This is a genomic window from Candidatus Tenderia electrophaga, assembly GCA_001447805.1.
GTDB classification, from domain to species: domain Bacteria; phylum Pseudomonadota; class Gammaproteobacteria; order Tenderiales; family Tenderiaceae; genus Tenderia; species Tenderia electrophaga.
In genome coordinates, this window is record CP013099.1 from 624532 (window position 1) to 644663 (window position 20132).

Genomic DNA, 20132 nt, shown 5'->3' on the forward strand with positions numbered 1-20132 from the left:
AGACTCGTTCGGCACGCGCGATCCGAGTCTAAGCTATTATTTTTTTAAAGAAATATTCGATTGATCTATGGCTAGTGAAAACCACCCCGTGGCCCTGCCGCAGACCGCCTTACAGTCGTTGCCCGCCGCGCTGCAGGAGAGCGTGACGCGCGAGTGGCAGTCTTATTGTGATGCCGCGTCCGACGCCGCCGTGCGCCTGGCCCAGGATGAAGCCCTGGGCGCCGCCCTGGCCAAGGTCTGGGCCTGCAGCGATTTCGTCGCCAAGACCTGCGTGCGCTACCCGGCCATGCTCGCCGAGCTGGTTGACAACGGTCACTTGCAGGCGCGGTGCCAGCCCGGCTATTTCGCCGCACAACTGGCTCGGATGTTGGCTGACGTGACTGACGACAACAGCCTGGGCGTGAGCCTGCGCCGGTTTCGCCGGCGCGAAATGGTGCGTATCGCCTGGCGTGACCTGGCCGGCTGGGCCGACTTGGACGAGACCCTGCGCGATCTCTCCGCCCTGGCCGCCGCATGTGTGGACGAGGCGATAAAGTGCCTGCACGCTTGGCAGTGTGGTGAATTCGGTGAGCCCAGGGGCGAAGACAGCGGCCGTGCGCAGCACATGGTGGTGCTGGGCATGGGCAAGCTGGGCGCCGGCGAGCTGAATTATTCCTCCGATATCGATTTGATCTTCGCCTATCCGGAAGAAGGCAAGACCGAGGGTGGACCCAAGCAGCTGAGCAATGGCGAATATTTTCTGCGCCTGGGACGGCGTCTCATCACCGCCCTGGATCAGCGCACTCCCGAGGGCTATGTATTCCGCGTCGATATGCGCCTGCGGCCCTTCGGCGACACCGGGCCCTTGGCCATCAGCTTCGCTGCCATGGAAAACTATTACCAGGTGCACGGCCGCGAATGGGAGCGCTATGCCATGATCAAGGCGGCGGTGATCGCCGGTGACCGCGCCGCTGGCGAAGAATTGATGGAGATCCTGCGGCCCTTTGTCTATCGCCGCTATCTCGACTACGGCTCGTTCGAATCCCTGCGCGAAATGAAGGAGATGATCGCCCGCGAGGTCAAGCGCAAGGGTATGGAGGACGATATCAAGCTCGGCCCGGGCGGCATCCGCGAAGTGGAGTTTATCGGCCAGGCCTACCAGTTAATCCGCGGCGGCCGTGACCGCGGCCTGCAGATTCGTCCTATTCAGGAGGTGCTGAGCCTGCTGGCGCAATTGGATTCCCTGCCGCGCTACGTGGTGGAGACCTTGAAGACGGCCTATGTGTTTTTGCGCCGCGCCGAGAACCGGCTCCAGGCCATGGCCGACCAGCAGACCCATACCCTGCCGAATAACGATATCGATCGGCAACGCCTGGCGCTGGCCATGGGGTATGAGGAATGGTATGCCTTTGAGCGCGAACTGCGCGCGCAGATGGCCGCCGTGCACGACGCCTTCGAACAGGTGTTCGTGGCGCCGCAGCGCGAACAGGCCGCCGAGCAGGGGTCCGAGTTCGATGCCGTCTGGAACGGCTCGGCCAGCGCCGCGGCGGCGGCCGAATTGTTGCAGCAGCAGGGCTACGACCAGCCCGAGGAGGCCTTGCGCATATTGCAGCGGCTGCGCGAGGGGGCGGCGTTTCGCAGCCTGTCCAAACGCGGTCATGAACGTCTGGATCGCTTGATGCCGTTGTTGCTCGGCGCGGTGGCGGCAGAGGCGCAGCCGGCCCAGGTACTGGCGCGGGTGGTCAATCTGCTCGAGGCCATTGCGCGCCGCACCGCCTATTTGGCCCTGCTGGTGGAAAACCCCATGGCCTTGTCGCAGCTGGTGCAGCTGTGCGCCGCCAGCCCCTGGATCGCCCGTCATTTGGCCCGTTATCCCATTCTGCTGGACGAGCTACTCGACGCGCGCAGCCTGTATGCGCCGCTGGACCGCGCCGGTCTGGAGGCGGAGTTGAATCAGGCCCTGGCGCACCTGGACGACGATCTGGAACAGCAGATGGACGCCCTGCGCCATTTCAAGCAGGCCAATGTGCTGCGCGTGGCGGCCGCCGACGTGATGGGGGCCTTCCCGCTGATGATGGTGTCGGACCACCTCACCGAGATCGCCGAGGCGGTATTGGGGCAGGTGGTACGCATCGCCTACGATTACCTGGTGCAGCGCCACGGGCGCCCGCAGTGTAACGCAGCTGGACCCGAATGCGAGCTCGGCTTCATCGTCATCGGCTACGGCAAGCTGGGCGGTATCGAACTGGGGTACGGCTCCGATCTGGATTTGGTGTTTCTGCATGACGACAAGGCCCTGGGGCTGTCCACAAACGGCGAGAACAGCGTGGATAACAGCGTCTTTTTCGCCCGCCTGGGTCAGCGTATCATCCACATCATGACCGCCCACACCCCGGCCGGGACCCTCTACGAGGTGGACGCGCGACTGCGCCCCAGCGGCGCCGCCGGCATGTTGGTGAGCAGCATGGAGGCCTTTGCCGGTTATCAGGAAAAAGAGGCCTGGACCTGGGAACATCAGGCCCTGGTGCGGGCGCGCTTGGTGGCGGGCGACGGGGCGCTGGCCGAGCGCTTCGGGGCCGTGCGCACGCGCGTGTTGTCGCGGCGTCGCGATGCCGCCCAGTTGCAGCGCGAGGTGCGCGAGATGCGCGACAAGATGCGCGCCAACCTGGCCAAGAAGCAGCCCGGCATGTTCGATCTGAAGCAGGACCCGGGCGGCATCGCCGATATTGAATTCATGGTCCAATACGCCGTATTGCGCTGGGCCCACAAGCATCCGGCTCTGCTGCAGTGGACCGATAACGTGCGCCTGTTACAGACCTTGTCCGACGAAGGTCTGCTGGAGATTCAGGACGCCCAGCTGTTGGCCGACGCCTATCGCGCCTATCGTTCCGAGGTCCATCGCGTCGCCCTGCAGGAACGCGAGGCGGTGGTGGATGAGGCACCCTTTGCCGAATGGCGCCGGGGTGTCACGCGGATATGGCGCGATTTGCTAGAATAGAACGCTTTCGCCGCGCCGGCGCGGCCGAACGATGTTGAATTTTAAGGAGAGTAAACGAATGAGTATGGCGGATCGGGACGGTGTCATCTGGGTCGACGGTGAGCTGGTTCCCTGGCGCGAGGCCACTGTCCATGTGCTGACCCACACCCTGCATTACGGCATGGGCGTGTTCGAGGGGGAGCGTGTCTATAACACCGACAAGGGGCCGGCGATTTTTCGCCTTCAGGAACACACCGACCGGCTGTTTCGTTCAGCCCACATCATGGGTATGAAAATACCCTACGATAAGGAAGCGGTGAATCGGGCCGCCATCGCCGTGGTGCGTGACAATAAACTCGAGTCCGGCTATATCCGTCCCATGGCGTTTTACGGCGCCGAGGGCATGGGGCTGCGCGCCGACAATCTTCAGACCCACTTGATCGTCGCCGCCTGGCCCTGGGGTACCTACATGGGTGAAGATAACCTGCGCAACGGCATCAAGGTGCGCACCTCTTCGTATACGCGCCATCACGTCAATATCATGATGTGCAAGTCCAAGACCAATGCCAATTACGTTAACTCCATGATGGCCCTGCAGGAGGCCTTGGCCTCGGGCTGCGACGAGGCGCTCATGCTCGATAGCGAAGGCTATGTTTCCGAGGGCAGTGCCGAGAATTTTTTCCTGGTGCGAGAGCGTGTGATCTATACACCGGAGCTGACCTCGGCGCTGGACGGCATTACCCGCAACACAGTGATTCAACTGGCCGAGGAACTGGGTTATACGATCAAGGAAAAACGCATCACCCGCGACGAGGTCTATGTCGCCGACGAGGCCTTTTTCACCGGCTCGGCCGCCGAGGTGACGCCGATCCGCGAACTGGATGGGCGCATCATCGGCCGCGGCGGCCGTGGCCCGGTGACCGAGCGTTTGCAAAGTCTCTATTTCGATGTGGTTCACGGACGTAGTGAAGCGCACATGCACTGGCTGACATTGATCAATTAAGGAGAGCGAAGGTGGAGGCAAAACAACACACCGGCGGCGCGGCGGAGATTCCGCCCAATGCCGAAAATCATTATGAAGTTACCCGGGCCGATCTGCCCCTGCACTGCCCCATGCCGGGCATGAGCCTGTGGAACTCCCATCCCCGCGTGTTCCTGCCCATCGAAGACAGTGGCGGCAAGACCAAGTGTCCCTACTGCGGAGCTGAGTATACCCTCAAGGATTGAGTTGCGTTTAAATCCGTTTTTTTACCTCGAAGGACGCAAAGGAACGCTAAGCGAACCCACGGCGATTTGTTGAACATCTGCTTGATGACCAATGACGGGTCGATATGCGATAAAACTTTTGCGGCCCTTTGCGGTTAGGGCGCTGATTGCTCCCCCTGCCCTGCAAACTGAATCCGGTACAGGTCGGCATAACGACCTCCCTGTTGCAACAATGCTTCGTGAGTACCGGTCTCCACAATTTTGCCCCGATCCAGCACGACGATGCGGTCGGCGTTTTGAACGGTGGACAGGCGATGGGCGATAGTGATGGTGGTGCGGCCCTGCATCAATTGCTCCAAGGCCTGCTGCACCTTCTGTTCCGATTCCGTATCCAGCGCCGAGGTGGCTTCGTCCAGGATCAAAATGGGGGCGTCCTTGAGCAGGGCGCGGGCGATGGCGATACGTTGGCGCTGACCGCCGGAGAGGCGCACGCCGTTCTGGCCGCACAGGCTTTGCAACCCCTCGGGCAGCTGGTTGATGAATTCCATGGCGTGGGCCTGTTCGGCCGCGGTGGTGATTTCGGCCGCGCTGGCCTCGCATTTGCTGCCATAGGCAATGTTGGCGGCGACGGTGTCGTTGAACAGCACCACCTGCTGGCTCACCAGGCTGAGGTTGCGGCGCAGGTCGGGCAGCCTGATATCTTGGATGTTGGTATCGTCGATCAGAATGCGGCCCCGGGTCGCTTGATAAAAGCGCGGCAGCAGATTGGCCAGGGTGGATTTGCCGCTGCCGGACTGGCCCACCAGGGCCACTGTTTCGCCGGGCTGGATAGTGAGATTGATATCCTCCAGGGCGTCGCGTTCGGCGCCCGGATAGCGGAAGCTCAGCGCACTGAATTCCACTTTGCCCGTGGCGCGCGCCAGGGGTAGTGTGCCGCTGTCCTGCTCTGCCGCTTCATCGATCAGGGCGAACACGTTCTGCGCCGCCGCCATGCCCCGTTGCAGCGGTTCGTTGACACTGGTAAGGCGTTTGATGGGCGACAGCAACAACGCCATGGCGCCGAAAAAGGCGACAAAGGTGCCCACCGACATGGGTGGGTCCTGCCGGGCGGCCAGGTTGATGATCACCCCGAGGGCGGTGATGGACAGTAGCTGTACCACCGGGACGCTGGCGGCGGAGGTGACGATGAACTTCATGTGAAAACGCCGTACCCAGTTGACCGCTTGTTGAAAGCGCGATAGCTCCTGCCCCTGGCCGCCGAACAGCTTGATCTCCTTGTGGGCGCGAATGGCCTCGTCCAGGGTGGTGTTCATCTCACCGATGCGCCGCATCAAGGACAAGGATAGGTGGCGCTGCCGCCGGGCGATGATTTTGACGATCAGGGCGATCAGCGGAATGATGACGAAGAAGGTGAGGGTGAGTCGCCAGTCGGTATAGAGCATGAAGGCCAGCAGGCCGACGATGGTGATGGAATCGCGCACGATAATCACCAGCGCCGTCGTGGTGGCCTCGTTGACCTGGCTGGCGTCGTAGGTGAATTTAGACAGCAGGCCGCCGGCGCTTTCCCGGTCGTAGAACTCGGTCGGTGTGTCGATGAGGCGGCGGAACATGGCCTCGCGCAGGTCCATCACCACCTTGAAGCCGACCCAGTTCATGGCGGTGGTGCTGGCGTATTGGGCCACTCCGCGGATGAAGAACAGTCCCACCAGCAAGATCGAATAATAGAGTGCCGAATCGGTGTCGTTCTCTACGAAGCTGCCGTCCAGCATTGGGCCGAGGATGGCGGGAATGGCCGGCTCGGAGACGCCGATCACGGCGGTGGCCAGAATGGAGACGGCAAAGGTTTTCCAATAGGGGCGGGTGTGGCCGAGTAACCGGCGGTAGAGTCGCTTGCTGTCGGATTCCATTGTTTCGCTTACGTGATTTTGCGGGTCGGGCAGGCATTGTACCCGGCCGGCCGGGGCCAGGTATATCCGGCGATGAATAAGGGCATGAATAATGGTATTATCTTGGCCTTTTAAGCAAGGCTTTCAGGCGTTTTGGTGCGGCGATGAAAATCCATATCCCCAATTTCGAGCGCGCCCGGGTGTTGGTGGTGGGCGACCTGATGCTGGACCGCTATTGGTACGGCAGCACTTCGCGCATCTCGCCCGAGGCGCCGGTGCCGGTGGTGCATGTGGGCGAATCCGAGGAGCGCCCCGGCGGCGCCGGCAACGTGGCGTTGAATATCGCCGCCCTGGGCGGTCACGCCGAGGTGCTGGGGCTGACCGGCGCCGACGAGGCGGCCCAGGCCCTGGCTCAGCGGCTCGAGGCGGCGGCGGTGCGCTGCCATTTCGAAACCGTGGCCGGTCAGCCCACGGTGACCAAGTTGCGCGTGGTCAGTCGTCACCAGCAATTGATCCGGCTCGATTTCGAGGACGGCTTTCACGCCGTCGACAGCGGCATCCTGCAGTCACGCTACGAAGCGCTGCTGGCTGAGGTTGACGCCGTGGTGTTATCCGATTACGGCAAGGGCACCCTGAGCGGGGTGGGGCAGTTGATCGCCGCCGCGCGCCGGGCCGGCAAGCCGGTGCTGATCGATCCCAAGGGCAATGACTATTCCATTTATCGCGGCGCCACTCTGATTACGCCCAACCTGTCTGAGTTTGAATCGGTGGTGGGCCACTGCAAGACCGACGAGGAACTGGTGGCCCGCGGCGAGACCTTGCTGCAAGACGTGCAGCTTGACGCCCTGTTGGTCACCCGTAGTGAAAAGGGCATGACCCTGATCCGTAAGGATCACGCGGCGCTGCATCTGCCCACCCGCGCGCAAGAGGTCTTCGACGTCACCGGCGCCGGAGATACGGTGATCTCGGCCTTGGCCACCTCGCTGGCGGCCGGTATGGATCTGGCCGAGGCCACGGCGTTGGCCAATCTGGCCGCGGGTGTGGTGGTGGGCAAGCTGGGCACCGCCACGGCCACGGTGCCCGAGCTGCGCCGCGCCATCCGCGAACACGATGAGATCGAGAGCGGCGAGGTGGACGAAGATCAACTGCTTGCCCTGGTGCAGGATGCCCGGGCCCATGGCGAGACGGTGGTGATGACCAACGGCTGTTTCGATATTCTGCACGCCGGTCACGTGGCCTACCTGCAGCAGGCGCGCCGTCTCGGTGATCGCTTGGTGGTGGCGGTCAACGACGACGCCTCGGTGAAACGGCTCAAAGGACCGGGGCGCCCCGTCAACGCCCTGGCGCAGCGCATGGCGGTATTGGCGGCCCTGGCCAATGTGGACTGGGTCGTGCCCTTTTCCGACGATACGCCGGAGCGGCTGATTTGCAAGGTCAGGCCCGACGTTCTGGTCAAGGGGGGCGATTACAAGCCAGAGCAGATCGCCGGGGGCGATTGTGTCATCGCCAACGGCGGTGAGGTGGTTGTATTGGATTATGTCGAGGGCTGTTCCACGACTAATATCATAGATGTGATTCGCGCTGAATAAGCGGCCAAGAGGTAAATGACATGATTGTAGTGACAGGCGGCGCCGGTTTTATCGGCAGCAATATCGTCAAGGGGCTGAATCAACGCGGCCGCAGCGATATCCTGGTGGTGGACGATCTCAAGGACGGCACCAAGTTCAAGAACATCGCCGATTGCGATATTGCCGACTACATGGACAAAGATGACTTCCTGGCCAGGATCGAGAGCAAGGCCGGCTTCAGCGCGCCCATCGAGGTGATCTTCCACAACGGCGCCTGCTCCGCCACCACCGAGTGGGACGGGCGCTTCATGATGCGCATCAACTACGATTACTCCAAGGCACTGCTGCATTATTGCCTGGCGCATGACATCCAATATCTCTATGCCTCCTCGGCCTCGGTATACGGCGCCGGACCGGTATTCAAGGAATCGCTTGAGTATGAAGAGCCGCTCAACGTCTACGGCTATTCCAAGTTCCAGTTCGATCAATATGTGCGCCGCCTGTTGCCCGAGGCCAAGAGTCAGGTGGCGGGATTTCGTTATTTCAATGTCTACGGCCCGCGCGAACAGCACAAGGGCAGCATGGCCAGCGTCGCCTTTCATCTGAACAATCAATTGCACGACACCGGCAAGGTGCGGCTGTTCGCGGGTTGCGACGGCTACGGCGACGGTGAGCAGCGCCGCGATTTTATCTATGTGGGCGATGTGGTGGCGGTCAATCTGTGGTTCTGGGATAACCCGGACAGCTCCGGTGTCTTTAATCTGGGCACCGGGCGCAGCCAGAGTTTCAACGATGTAGCCAATGCAGTGTTGAACTACCACGGCCGCGGCGAGTTGGAGTACATCCCCTTTCCCGATCACCTCAAGGGGCGCTATCAGAGTTTCACCGAGGCGGATATGACTGCCCTGCGGGCAGCCGGTTATGACGCACCCTTCAAGACGGTGGAAGAGGGAGTCACTGCGTACATGCGCTGGCTCAATGAGGGCAAGTAGGCCCTTGTTGAGTTGTGATTAAGCTCGAATGCATAAGGTACTGATTGTCGGGCCGGCCTGGGTCGGCGACATGGTGATGGCGCAGGGTCTCTATAAGACCTTGTGTAGGCGTTACTCCGGTGTCGTTATCGATGTGCTGGCGCCGGCTTGGTCGGGCCCCCTGCTCCAGCGCATGCCCGAGGTGCGGCGCCATGTCGAGCTGCCGCTGGGGCATGGCCAATTCGGCCTGGGCGCGCGCGTTCGTCTCGGCCGGGCGCTGCGTGGTGAGCGTTACGATCAGGCCATTATCATCCCGCGCTCCTTCAAGACTGCGTTGCCTCCTTTCTTTGCCGCTATTCCCCGGCGCACCGGCTACAAGGGTGAGATGCGCTACGGCCTGATCAATGACATGCGGCCGCTGGATAAATCCGTGCTCACCCAAACCGTGCAGCGCTATGTGGCCTTGGGTATGGACGCGGATACCGAATTGCCGCCCGCGGAGATTCCGCAGCCTAGACTGGACGTCGATATTCAGAACCAGCAGCGTTTGATGGATGAATTTAAGTTGTCCCGCGACAGGCCGATTGTGGGGTTTATGCCGGGGGCGGAGTACGGTCCGGCCAAACGCTGGCCGCCGGAGAGCTTTGCCCGGCTGGCGCAGCGCATCATCGACAGCGGCAGACAGGTGTGGTTATTCGGTTCGGACAAAGATGAGGCGATCTGCGATGATATCGCCACCGAGGTGGATCGGGTCGAGGTGGTCAATCTGGCGGGTCGGACTCGCTTGGTAGATGCCATTGATCTAATTGCTGCGGTGGATATGGCGGTGACCAATGATTCTGGTTTGATGCATATCGCGGCGGCCACAGGGGTGGAGGTTATCGCCATCTATGGGTCGTCGTCGCCCGCCTATACGCCGCCGCTGACCGAACAGGCCCAAGTGGTCTATCTGAATCTGGACTGCAGTCCCTGTTTCGAGCGTGAATGCCCATTAGGCCATTACCGCTGCTTGCGGGACATTGCCGTGGAAAGGGTGTTTAGTCATTTAGAGGGGCGCAGGTGTCAGCAATAATGTCGGATGACGTTACGCCATCCAGGTTGGGGGTGTTCAAGGAACGTTTTATCCATGTCTTGATCTTTCTGTTTCCCATCGCCGGGGTCGGGGTGCGCCACTGGTTTAGCGGCATCTTTGTGATACTGGCGCTGATGTCGTTATGGGATTTATTTAAACGCAAGGGCCGCCCCGCCCTGTTTGAACCGGAAAAGATCTGGCTGTGGTTATGTGCCGGTTTTTTTATGAGTATCGTGGCGTCGGGTGTGGTCAACGGCTGGGGTGAAACACAAAGTAAATCGCTAGGCGTGGATATTCGCTACCTGCTGATTGTGCCCATGTACTTCATGCTGCGCCAATATCCCCATGCTTGGCGTTGGCTGTTGGCGGGATTGCTGCCGGCGGCGGTCTATGTCGCGGGACATGCCTATTACGAAGTGGTCGAGCTGAATAAGTTTCGCGCCGACGGGGTATACAGTCCAAATCTATTCGGCCCGGTCGCGGCGCTGATTGCCATTTGGTTGCTGGCCAGTTGGGGATTGTGGGGACGATTGAGATGGCTATTGCCGGTGCTGAGTGCGGCCGCCCTGTGGGCAGCCCTGATGTCAGGTTCGCGCGGGGCCTATATGGGGCTTGTCGCCATGACCTTGGTATGGATTCTGGCTCGTTTCCGGGGCTGGTCGCGGCTGTTGCTGGTTGGTCTGCTAATGTTGGTGGCGATGCTGTGCTATCAGGCCAGCGACCGGGTCGCTGAGCGGGTAAACACAGCGGTCACGGACGTCCAAATCTATTTCGAACGTTTAGAGCAGGGAGCTTCACAACAGACCTCCGGCACAGCCATTCGCTTCGAAATGTGGCGTGCCGGTTGGATGGTGTTCCAGGATAACCCGGTCTTTGGGGTCGGGTGGGGAAACTACAACAAGGCCGTGCAGCCATATATCGATGCTGAACGATTATCCAAAAACGTGGCTCGCCATGATCACGCTCACAATGCCTATGTCGAAGTATTGATGTCGTTGGGCTTGGTGGGATTCATGCTGTTTCTGGGGATGCTCTTCTACCCGATCTACCACTTCATCAAGACATACACCCTGTCGCCCGAGTCGGCGCTGTTCGGGCTATTGCATGTGACCGGCATCGCTGTCTTTTCTCTGACGGATGCCTCAATTCTGCTGAAAGGTAATTTTGTCGCTATATATCTGTTGTGCCTTTCGGTATTTTTGAGTTGGCACGCCGCGGCTATCTACAACCGGCAATCAGACGCGTCGACAAGTATAAGTTAACTGTGCAGAAAGCGCTCGCTGACCCGCATCGCTGCTGCAGACACGTCGATGCTGGACATGTCCTCCGCGTCGGCCCCCTGCGGCGGTGAAAAGGCAAGCCGTTTATCTTTACTATTGACGGTCTGCCAACGCAAGGCGGTGGCCGAGCGCCGCCGGGTATAAAAGGCCGCGGTATTGCAATTTAGTGCCCCAGCGATATGCAATGGGCCAGTGGAGCCGCTAATAAATACATCGGCGCAGGCGATATGGCGGGCGAAGCGTACCAAACCTTCTGTGGAGTGATAGATGCTGTGGGGGGTGTCGCACAAACTATCGGCGACCCCTGTGGCCTGTTCTAGTTCGCCGGGTCCGGCACTGACCACAATATGATGTCCCCCTTTCGAAGTCAGTTGCCTGCCTAGTAGGGCGTATTGTTCCGGCATGAGATTGTTGGCCGAGCCGCCGCTGCCGGGATGGATGAACACGAGCTTTTGTGCAGCCGGGATTTGGTAAGCTGCGCAGAATTCTTGGCGCAGTTGCTGCGTCTCCGTCGATTCAAAGTGCAGATAGGGCGGCTCCGGCTCCGCTATGTTGGTGATGCCGCTTTCGTGCAGGTAATGAACGACCAGGTCCCGGTTGTAGGCATGTTCGGGTTGTTCCGAGCGTGAGCGGCGTTGCTTGAGGCGCCTGTGATAAAATAGCTGCGCGATTTTGGTCGCCGGCGCCAGGCGGTAGGGGATGCCCGCCAACAACAGCAGCCAGCCGACGCGCGTAGTCGAGAACAGCGTAAGCGCGGCGTCATAGCCCGATTGTTTTAGCTGTTTGGCAAAGGCTAGCTGGCTGTCGAGAGCGGCGTCCGCGCCGATGTCGGGAATGACCCGGTCGATGTCGGGGCAGAGCCGCGCTATGTCGGCGGTATAGGGGTTGACCAGGGCGTGTATCTCGCAACTCGGCAGGGACTGTTTCAGGGTGGCCAGTGCAGGCCAGGTCAACATAAAGTCTCCCAGCTTGTCGTTGCGGACGACCAGGATTTTTTCGGGATTGATGTTCATTTGAAGCAGCATTATACGCGCCACACAGCGATTTTGTGCGCATCCATTACGTATGCGGCAGGCGAAAGAGAGTAAGTATGAAGCTTTGGTTTAAAAACGGTGCGTGGGCCAAGCGTAGAGCAACGATTGTAGCCGATCGCCTGGCGCCAGAAGATATCAAGCGCGTCGCGGTGATTCGCCATGCCGCCGTCGGGGATATGGTGCTGACTCGACCGTTCCTGGTGGAGTTGCGGCGCTTCTTTCCCAATGCCGAGATCACCCTCAGCCTGGTTACCAATTATACCCGCGGCGCGCCTTTGGATCTCGTGGATCATGTGCACATGGCCTATGGGCGTGATCAGCGCACAGTGCCTTTGAGCCAACAGATCAGGCGGGGCAGGGAATTGGGGCGCCATGACCTGCTATTCGATCTGGCTGCCACGGCACGTTCATTCTGGCTATGCAAACTGACGCCGGCGAGCTTGAAAATCGGTTTTCCCTATCATACCCTTCAACGCCCGGCATTCTATGATGTCGCCATTTTACGTTCCGATCTGCGTTTCGAGGCCGAAACCTTGTTGGATATGCTCAGTATATTGGGCCACGTCCACGAGCATCCGCTGCGTTTCGATATGGGTGTTACTCCGTTGCAACGTGACAGGCCCTATGTGGTCTATTTCCCCAGCGCCTCGACGCCGGATAAGTGCTGGCCCCATGCCCACTTTGCGGAATTAGTCGGGCGGATGGCCGAGGACTATCCCCAATATGAGCATGTGGTTCTGCAGGGCATAGCCGAATGGGAGCGTATCGACGAAATTATGGCCCCCCTGCAAGGACAGGGGAATGTCACCGGCTTGAGGCTGGATGATTTCGATGAGACGGTTTCGCTAGTCAAGGGCGCCGATTTGCTGGTCGGCAATGACACGGGTATCCGCAATATCGCCATCGCCTGTGAAACATCGACGGTAGGAATATTCTTCAGTACCGAGCCGTTTCGTTATTGGCCGCGTGACGGTGGACATGAGGCCGCCTTTTGTGTGGATGCCTCAGTACCCGCGGTGGATCAGGTTTATGCCTTATGCCGCAAGCTGCTTGCCTGAGCTATCGCAGTAATTTACACGGAATACTAAGGAATCCTAGATGCCAACGCTGTCCATTGTGATGATAGTCAAAGATGAGGCTGAGAATCTTCCCGACTGTTTGAATACGGTGGAATGGGCTGATGAGATCGTTATATTGGACGCGGGTAGCGAGGATTCCACCCTCGACATCGCAAGGCGTTACACCGACAAGGTGTATGTCGATGCGGATTGGCAAGGATTTGGTGTCCAGCGCCAGCGTGCCCAAGCCAAGGCAAGCGGAGACTGGATATTCATGCTCGATGCCGACGAGCGAGTGACGCAGGCGCTAAGGACCAGTATTGAAGCGACTGTTGCGGCTGATGAGCGCGACGTGGTGTATGCAGTGGCACGCCTGTCTTGGGTCTTTGGTCGCTTTATCCGCCATAGTGGTTGGTATCCGGATTATGTGCCGCGCCTGTATGCGCGTGAGCGTGCCGGTTATCGTGCCGACCGGGTCCACGAAAAGCTGGTCCTCTCCGAGGGGATGCAGGAATCCGTGCTCAGTGGTGATTTGTTGCATTACACTTATCGTGATCTGAATCATTATCTCATTAAGTCCGCCCATTATGCCGCGGCCTGGGCACAGCAGCGCCAGGAGCATGGCAAGCGGGCGAGCTTGTCTCAGGGCCTTTTCCATGGCATCGGCTGTTTCGTGAAGATGTATCTGCTGCGTGCCGGTTTTCTCGATGGGCGACAAGGACTGCTGCTGGCCCTGCTTTCGGCCCATTCCACCTTTGCCAAATACGCCGATCTGTGGGTACGCAGCCAGTCCACCGCGGAGGCCGATTGATGCGGGTTCTGGAACTCTGTACGTCGCCGGATAGCGGTGGCCTGGAGCTGTATATGGTGCGGACCAGCGCCGCGCTCAAGGCGGCGGGGGACGAAGTGTTGGCCATTGTCGGTCCGGCCAGTCGTATTGTTGAAGGTCTGCGCAGGCATGAGATCGACACGGAGGCGATTAAGGTGCTGTTCGCGCCATTGCCGCTAGCGGCCGCCAAGCGTCTCTCCAAGTTGATCGACACCAAGAGAATAGATGTCGTGCACGTACATTGGGGCAAGGATCTTGCCCTGGCGGCCTTGGCCAAGCGTTCCTCGACACGTGCACCGCGATTGGTCTATACCCGGCATATGCAGATTACGCGCGCCAAGAAAGATATTTATCATCGCTGGTTGTATGCCCAGATTGATCGCTTGCTGACCATTACCGATGCCATGAATGCCAAGGTACGTCAGTGTCTTGCGCCGAGGATGGCTGAGCGTGTACACACCCTATATCATGGCGTGGCGGGTGTTGATTCCCCTATTACGGCTGAGCAGCGTCACCGCTTGCGCAGCACTTGGTTTGTGCCGGATGCTGCGATCTTGGTTGGTGTGTTTTCACGTCTGGAACGACCTAAGGGCCAGCATTTGTTGCTTGAGGCGCTATGTCAGGCGCGTGATGAGGGTTTGCCGCTGTATGCCCTGGTGGTCGGTCACACCATGGATGCGCAGTATGTCGCCGAGCTGAAGTCCCGTGTGCGTGAATATGGGCTCGATGACCGAATTCATTTTGAGGGGTTTACAGATAATGTCCAGTGCTGGATGCAGGCCTGTGACATCGTGGCCTTGACCACCTGGGAAGAGACCTTTGGTTTGGTGCTGGTTGAGGCGATGCGGGCCGGTGTCGCCGTGATCGGCAGTGATCGGGGCGGCGTTCCCGAGATCGTTCATCATGATAAGAATGGTCTATTGTTTCGATCTTTTGATGCGGATGATTTCTATATTAAAGTTCGACGCTTGGCGGTGGATGCGGACCTGCGCAAGCGTCTGGCCTTGGCTGGAAAGCGGGATGCCGATGAGCGTTTCAATCAGGAAGGCCATTTTAATCTGTTACGTAAACACCTACACGGCCACCCTGAACCGGTCCCGGGGGCGTCTATAGGCTTCGGCACAAAGAGTGATGCATGAGCAATAAAACGTACTATGGCTATTCCATTGAACAATCTGAGTTGGCTTCGGTTCAGAGCATCTGTGTGCTTTGTTGGGGATTGCTCGGTGACGTATTCATGCGTGTTCCTGTCATTGAGGCGTTAAAGAGGCGTTTTCCGGCTGCGAATCTGGTGGTGGTCACTGATCCCGGCAGCACCAAGGTCTTTAACAACCATCCAGACATTGCCGAGGTTGTATCCTTTGATCGTAAAAAGAAACCGCTTTTCCGGTACCTCAGCTCGTTGAGACGGCAGGTGAGCTATCTGCGGCGAAAGCGTTTTGATCTGTGCGTGGATCTTTATGCCAGTGATTCCAGTGCCCGCATCAGCCGTTGGATAGGCGCCCGTATTCGGCTGGGATATGACCATCGGCCCGCGCTGCGTAAATGCAATAATCTTTTGGTTAGGTCGCCTAAGTTTTGTGGTTACTGGGTGCATGCTCTGGCCGAGATGTTGCTCCCTTTGGAGGTGAAAAAAGATCAGGTGCCTGCGGGGCCCAATTATTATGTGAGTGACGCGGCGCGAGCGGCGGCGAAGGACTATGCCGGAGATATTTCGTCGCTTAGCGTGATCTACAACTTGGGGGCGGGAGCCCCCGAGAAGATGTGGCCCGTGGATCGTTATGTCTCTCTGGCATGCGGTTTGAATAAACGCTATGGCGCGGTACCGGTTGTGCTGTCCAGTCCTGGTCATGAGGCGATTACAGAAGTCTTTATCGAGGGGTACAAAAAACATTCGGAAGCCTGTGTGCGAGTGCCGAGAGTGGATTTCGATGTCGAGGCCGCAGTGGTTGAAGGTGTGGATCTGATTATTACGCCCGATTCAGGTTTGAAGCACTTGGCGGCCGGGGTTCGAACACCAATCGCCGGACTGTATCTGGCGACACGACCGGAGTATACCGCGCCGCAGAATGTGCCGTTCGTCGCCTGTATGGTTGAAAGGCGGGAGACGGCCGATAGGTGTGGCTATCCGCTATTGGAGCGTGATTTGCCCGTCGGCTTGGTATTTAATAAGGTTTGTGGTTTTGTTGAGATAGTGCTTGGCTGGTCTCCACTGGAGAACACTGTAGCGCATAAGGAAATTATATGAAATTCTCAGGGACCCACAAGATCAGCGATTTCGTCGCGGCATTCATTAAGCACCATCAGGCGGAGATACGCAGTAAGACCGTGGTGGACCTGCCGGCGGGAGAGGGGGTTTCGTCCGGGCTCCTGCGCGATGCCGGTGCCGAAGTCCATGCCTATGATCTGTTCCCCGCGGTTTTTAAGGCACAAGGGGTGGAGTGCCAAAAGGCGGACCTGATGTCCGCCTTGCCTATTGGGGATGGCTTCGCCGACATGGTATTGTGCCAGGAGGGGATTGAGCATTTGCCCAACCAACACCTCGCTCTCAAAGAGTTGAGTCGTATACTGAAACCCGGTGGGCGACTGATCCTGACTACACCGAATTATTCCAATATGCGATCGCGCTTCAGTTACCTATTTTCCGAATCGGAGATGTACAAGCTCATGCCCCCCAATGAAATCGATTCTGTCTGGTTCTCCGATCCCAGGTCAGGGAGTAGTCAGATCTATTTTGGGCATGTCTTTTCCATTGGGATTCAGAGGCTCAGGCTGCTTGCTCTATTGGCGGGGTTGAAGATCCGCAAGATACACCACCACAGGGCCAATAATACTTCCGTCGTTTTGTTGCTGTTGACTTACCCGTTTGTGTTTTGGGTGAACTACGCGGCCTATCGGCGCGCTATGCGTAAGCGTAAGGATATCGAATATGAGAACAGGAAGCGGATCTTCGGAGAGGTGTTTCGCTTGGGGATAGACCCCAGAATACTGGTAGAAGCCGATCTGTTTGTGGAGTTTGAAAAGGTGACGGATGCAGACGCGGCATTAAAGGAGATTCAGTACTTCCACAAGCTCGGGGTGTCGTCCGCGAACGATTAATATACAGTGCCCACAACCTTGGACCGGCTAGGCCATGTTAGCTGGTGGCCTTGAGTGTGTTCGTCTTTTGCGCGACATCGACGGTGATTTCTGTAGCGTTGTGTTTGATCGTGTTGCAGAATGGCTCAACACATTCCGCAGGGCAAAAAATGTATTCCTGCTCGAATCCCGCGCCGAAGGCAGAGGCGGTGTCTACTTGCGTTAGCAGCGGTCGGTCTTTTCGAACTCCGAGCACGGCGTAATCCTTTGATGTGACCAGCTGATAGATCTCTTGGGTGCGCTGTTCTCTGGTTTTGTCGCCGTCAGGGGCGATGACTTCGCAGTATATATAAGGTCGATGTCTGTCGATGGTGGTGCTCAGTCCGCGCAATACGAACAGCTCCGCCTCTTCTACATCAATCTTGATGGCGCAGATGTCTTGAGGCTTCAAAAGATTCAGCATCTCATCGCCGGTATTGGTTACAACATCGAAAGAGTGATCCAGTGGTTCATGCGCCTTATGCTCATATACCAGGGAACCTGTCTTGTCTCCGATCTCCGTGGCGTAAAAGCGAGCCGTTCCAGTGTTGTCGGACAGAGCTACAGGGAAGATACGTGCCGCTTCAAATTGGTTCAGCCGAATGAGTTCTTGTGTATACAGATTGCAGGATGGGTTTGGTTCAAATCCGATGTATTCACGTTCAGTGGATAACTGTCGCAGCTTGACTAGGTAGACTCCCGCATTTACGCCGATGTCTATTACAGCCCCAGCTTTCGTTTCGAGAAAGGTCTTTAAGCATTGGCCCATCCATAGCTCCGCAGGGACGATGAAACCACTGTTCACTACTCCTTGCACAACCGGAACCCGCAGGGGCATGCCCAGATAGTCGGACTTGACCTGTCTCAAGCCGAGTTTGGCTAATCCCTTGACCAGCTCGCGTTTTAGTTTAATGGAAAGATTGCTCATTTTTTGAATTTTCCTGAGGTTGTTCATTAGGTCTGGTGCTTAGGTGCTGATCCAGCTTTGCGATGACATCCTCGCGCCTTATGCTGGCCATGGCGCTCGCGGCACGGGCGCGGGTGCCCCAAGGCATATCGGCCACGGATTTCCCGTATTGGTTTCGGATCGCCTCGGGGTATTTGTTCACCACCAGATCGGCACTGAGATAGGGGCGGGCGCGGTCCGGATTGGTGGCGGCGTAGAGGCCGATGACCGACGTGCCTACGGCGGTCGCCAGATGGGCGGGGCCGGAATCCGGGGCGAGCACGAGCTCAGCTTGCGCCAATAGGGCGACGAGTTGCTTGACGCTGGTTTGACCGATCAGGTTCAAGGGTCGGTGGCGACATAGCGCTGTAACCCTTTCGCCGTACTCCAGTTCAATGGGGCTGGGACCGCCGCACAGGATTACCTGCATATTATAAGTTTCGCTGGCATAATCGGCGACCGCGGCGTAACCCTCGGAACTCCAGTTGCGATAGCTCATGCTGGAGCAGGGGCTGATGATCAATGCCTTTCTGTCTGAATCCAGGGTCATTGTCGCATATTGGCGCGCGTCATTCGGTATAGGAATGTTCCATTCCAGGACGTGCTCTTTGATCCCCAGCGCCTCGGTAAAACCGAAAAAGCTGTCGATGACATGCTGTCTGGGTCTGTGTTCAATCTTGTGGTTGGTGAACATCCATTGTAGATCCTTGGCCCTTTGGCGGTCGAAGCCGAGTCGGATCCTAGTCGGGATCAGTAGGCTGGCCAGACTGGCACGAAGGGACATCTGCATGTGCAGTAAGGCATCAAAGTGACGAGCGCGCATTTGCTTGCGTAGTTTCTTGTAGGCAGCCAGGCCTTCGTTTTTATCGAAGATGATGAACTCGATTTCGGGAATGTCGCAGACCAATTGGTGTTCCAGCTTGCCGATTACCCAGGTAATTCGCGTTTCCGGCCAGTGTTTCTGAAGCGTGCGCAATACCGGCAGCATGTGGCTGATATCACCGAGCGCCGAGAGGCGCAGCAGGCATAGGTGTTGTGGCGGGCGGGTAAGGGGCAATTGCGTCATGGTGTATACTTTTCAGCAGCGAATTTTGCGGCATATTGGTTTATCTACGAATTATAACTGGAAAAATACGTGAGACCTCATCAATTAGGCAGGCTGCTCGATATGGGGCGGTATCGAACCTTACACAAGGATTTTAAAAACCCATTGCGCGCATTGTATGCGGCCTCAGGCGCACCGAGGGCACCGCAGACGCTTATCACCAAGGAGGGTAGTGAAATAAATGTGGACAGGGGGGATGTGCCGATTTGGGAGGCCTACTTTTCTTCGCGCACCTGTCGGGTGGAAATAGAGACGTCACTGTTTAAAATCATTCCGAATCACCCGGACCATCCTCCCTATTATATCCGAGGTTGCGCACAAGGGTTTACCCACGAGCCTGAACGATGGTGCAAGCGAGAGGCGCGCAGTCCGTTGATTGCCGCTCTGGAGGCGGCGGAGGCGAGTATTTATTCTCAGCACGGCGAAGACGGGGTGGTGCAACGTCTGCTTGAGCATATCCCGGCGCCACACAGGTGCGTTGTTGAATTTGGTGCTTATGACGGTATTTGCATGAGCAATAGCCGCCACTTGTTGTCCGATAAGGGGTGGGGCGGTTTTCTAATTGAGGCGGACAAGCGCTTTTTCGCGGATCTCTCCAAGCTCTATGGGGGAAACAACAAGGTAACGCTTCACAACGGTTTCGTAACCGAGGAAAATATTAATGATCTTTTTCGCCAGGCTGACGTGCCTGTTGATTTTGAGGTCCTGTCCATCGACATCGATAGCATCGACTACTACGTCTGGCGTGGCTTGACGGAATTCCGGCCCAAGATTGTCATCATAGAGTACAACTCAAGTATTCTCCCCGATAAGGAGTATGTCGTGCCCAAGGCGGACGCCGCCAGGTTGGGCGCCACCAGCAAAGAGGGGGCGAGTATTTTATCCCTGTATAAACTGGCCTTGGCGAAGGGGTATCGCCTCGTGTACGGCGAGTTGAGTGGTGCCAACCTTTTCTTTTTACACGAATCATGCACCGAGCATCTGGATTTGTCTGGAATCGAGTTGGTGGACACATATCAGCCGCCGCAGTTTGGAGTACTGGCCGGGGGGGAGGCGCCTAACGGGCGCGGTTATCCCGCTCCCAAGTGAGTCCGGCGTGAGCCT

General features: G+C 58.0%; 17 protein-coding genes. 13 read left to right on the forward strand and 4 right to left on the reverse strand.

The window, feature by feature from the left end; translation table 11 throughout:
* Positions 1-67: 67 nt before the first annotated feature.
* The 3 genes from Tel_02830 to Tel_02840 are packed head-to-tail and all read left to right on the forward strand — an operon-like array spanning position 68 to position 4183.
* Positions 68-2977, forward strand: coding sequence for a glutamine-synthetase adenylyltransferase (locus tag Tel_02830; GenBank protein ALP52164.1), 2910 nt, complete (start codon positions 68-70; stop codon positions 2975-2977).
* 58 nt (positions 2978-3035) lie between these two features.
* Positions 3036-3959 carry a branched chain amino acid aminotransferase gene (locus Tel_02835; GenBank protein ID ALP52165.1) on the forward strand — a complete coding sequence of 308 codons (924 nt, stop codon included), beginning with the start codon at positions 3036-3038 and terminating at the stop codon, positions 3957-3959.
* An 11-nt stretch (positions 3960-3970) separates the two neighbouring features.
* Positions 3971-4183, forward strand: a complete 213-nt coding sequence (locus Tel_02840; GenBank protein ID ALP52166.1) for a hypothetical protein — start codon at positions 3971-3973, stop codon at positions 4181-4183.
* Positions 4184-4317: 134 nt separating this feature from the next.
* Here Tel_02840 and Tel_02845 read toward each other — a convergent pair whose 3' ends face one another.
* Positions 4318-6069, reverse strand: a complete 1752-nt coding sequence (locus Tel_02845) for a lipid A export permease/ATP-binding protein MsbA (protein ID ALP52167.1) — start codon at positions 6067-6069, stop codon at positions 4318-4320.
* 143 nt (positions 6070-6212) lie between these two features.
* On the opposite strand from Tel_02845, the gene Tel_02850 reads away from it, so the two are divergent.
* The 4 genes from Tel_02850 to Tel_02865 are packed head-to-tail and all read left to right on the forward strand — an operon-like array spanning position 6213 to position 10921.
* A complete protein-coding gene (locus Tel_02850) occupies positions 6213-7637 on the forward strand; it encodes a bifunctional heptose 7-phosphate kinase/heptose 1-phosphate adenyltransferase (protein ALP52168.1) in 1425 nt (474 codons plus the stop codon).
* Positions 7638-7657: 20 nt separating this feature from the next.
* Positions 7658-8608 carry an ADP-L-glycero-D-mannoheptose-6-epimerase gene (locus Tel_02855; GenBank protein ID ALP52169.1) on the forward strand — a complete coding sequence of 317 codons (951 nt, stop codon included), beginning with the start codon at positions 7658-7660 and terminating at the stop codon, positions 8606-8608.
* A 28-nt stretch (positions 8609-8636) separates the two neighbouring features.
* The gene (locus Tel_02860) at positions 8637-9659 is read left to right on the forward strand and encodes an ADP-heptose--LPS heptosyltransferase (GenBank protein ID ALP52170.1); all 1023 of its coding nucleotides are present in this window, start codon (positions 8637-8639) and stop codon (positions 9657-9659) included.
* Positions 9660-9685: 26 nt separating this feature from the next.
* Positions 9686-10921: a hypothetical protein gene (locus tag Tel_02865; protein ALP52171.1), complete on the forward strand. Its 1236-nt coding sequence runs from the start codon at positions 9686-9688 to the stop codon at positions 10919-10921.
* Here the strand turns inward: Tel_02865 and Tel_02870 are convergent.
* Positions 10918-11952, reverse strand: coding sequence for a hypothetical protein (locus Tel_02870; GenBank protein ALP54709.1), 1035 nt, complete (start codon positions 11950-11952; stop codon positions 10918-10920). The two genes, Tel_02865 and Tel_02870, sit on opposite strands and share 4 nt — an antisense overlap.
* A 77-nt stretch (positions 11953-12029) precedes the next feature.
* Here Tel_02870 and Tel_02875 point away from each other — a divergent pair, with 77 nt between their 5' ends.
* From Tel_02875 to Tel_02895, 5 genes are read left to right on the forward strand one after another with little or no spacing between them, the layout of a single operon-like run.
* Entirely contained in the window at positions 12030-13031 is a 1002-nt protein-coding gene (locus tag Tel_02875) for a hypothetical protein (protein ID ALP52172.1), read from the forward strand.
* Positions 13032-13071: 40 nt separating this feature from the next.
* Positions 13072-13842 carry a glycosyltransferase gene (locus Tel_02880; GenBank protein ID ALP52173.1) on the forward strand — a complete coding sequence of 257 codons (771 nt, stop codon included), beginning with the start codon at positions 13072-13074 and terminating at the stop codon, positions 13840-13842.
* The gene (locus Tel_02885; GenBank protein ALP52174.1) at positions 13842-14999 is read left to right on the forward strand and encodes a hypothetical protein; all 1158 of its coding nucleotides are present in this window, start codon (positions 13842-13844) and stop codon (positions 14997-14999) included. The genes Tel_02880 and Tel_02885 overlap by 1 nt, the downstream gene beginning before the upstream one ends.
* On the forward strand, positions 14996-16108 hold the full coding sequence (locus Tel_02890) for a hypothetical protein (GenBank protein ID ALP52175.1): 1113 nt from the start codon (positions 14996-14998) through the stop codon (positions 16106-16108). The genes Tel_02885 and Tel_02890 overlap by 4 nt, the downstream gene beginning before the upstream one ends.
* On the forward strand, positions 16105-16959 hold the full coding sequence (locus tag Tel_02895) for a hypothetical protein (protein ID ALP52176.1): 855 nt from the start codon (positions 16105-16107) through the stop codon (positions 16957-16959). Before Tel_02890 ends, Tel_02895 begins: the two co-directional genes overlap by 4 nt.
* Positions 16960-16996: 37 nt before the next feature.
* On the opposite strand, the gene Tel_02900 is transcribed toward Tel_02895, so the two are convergent.
* Both Tel_02900 and Tel_02905 read right to left on the reverse strand, forming a co-directional pair.
* Positions 16997-17905: a hypothetical protein gene (locus tag Tel_02900; protein ALP52177.1), complete on the reverse strand. Its 909-nt coding sequence runs from the start codon at positions 17903-17905 to the stop codon at positions 16997-16999.
* Positions 17886-18989 carry a glycosyl transferase gene (locus Tel_02905; GenBank protein ALP52178.1) on the reverse strand — a complete coding sequence of 368 codons (1104 nt, stop codon included), beginning with the start codon at positions 18987-18989 and terminating at the stop codon, positions 17886-17888. Before Tel_02905 ends, Tel_02900 begins: the two co-directional genes overlap by 20 nt.
* 102 nt (positions 18990-19091) lie before the next feature.
* Here Tel_02905 and Tel_02910 point away from each other — a divergent pair, with 102 nt between their 5' ends.
* On the forward strand, positions 19092-20117 hold the full coding sequence (locus Tel_02910) for a hypothetical protein (GenBank protein ALP52179.1): 1026 nt from the start codon (positions 19092-19094) through the stop codon (positions 20115-20117).
* Positions 20118-20132 lie beyond the last annotated feature (15 nt).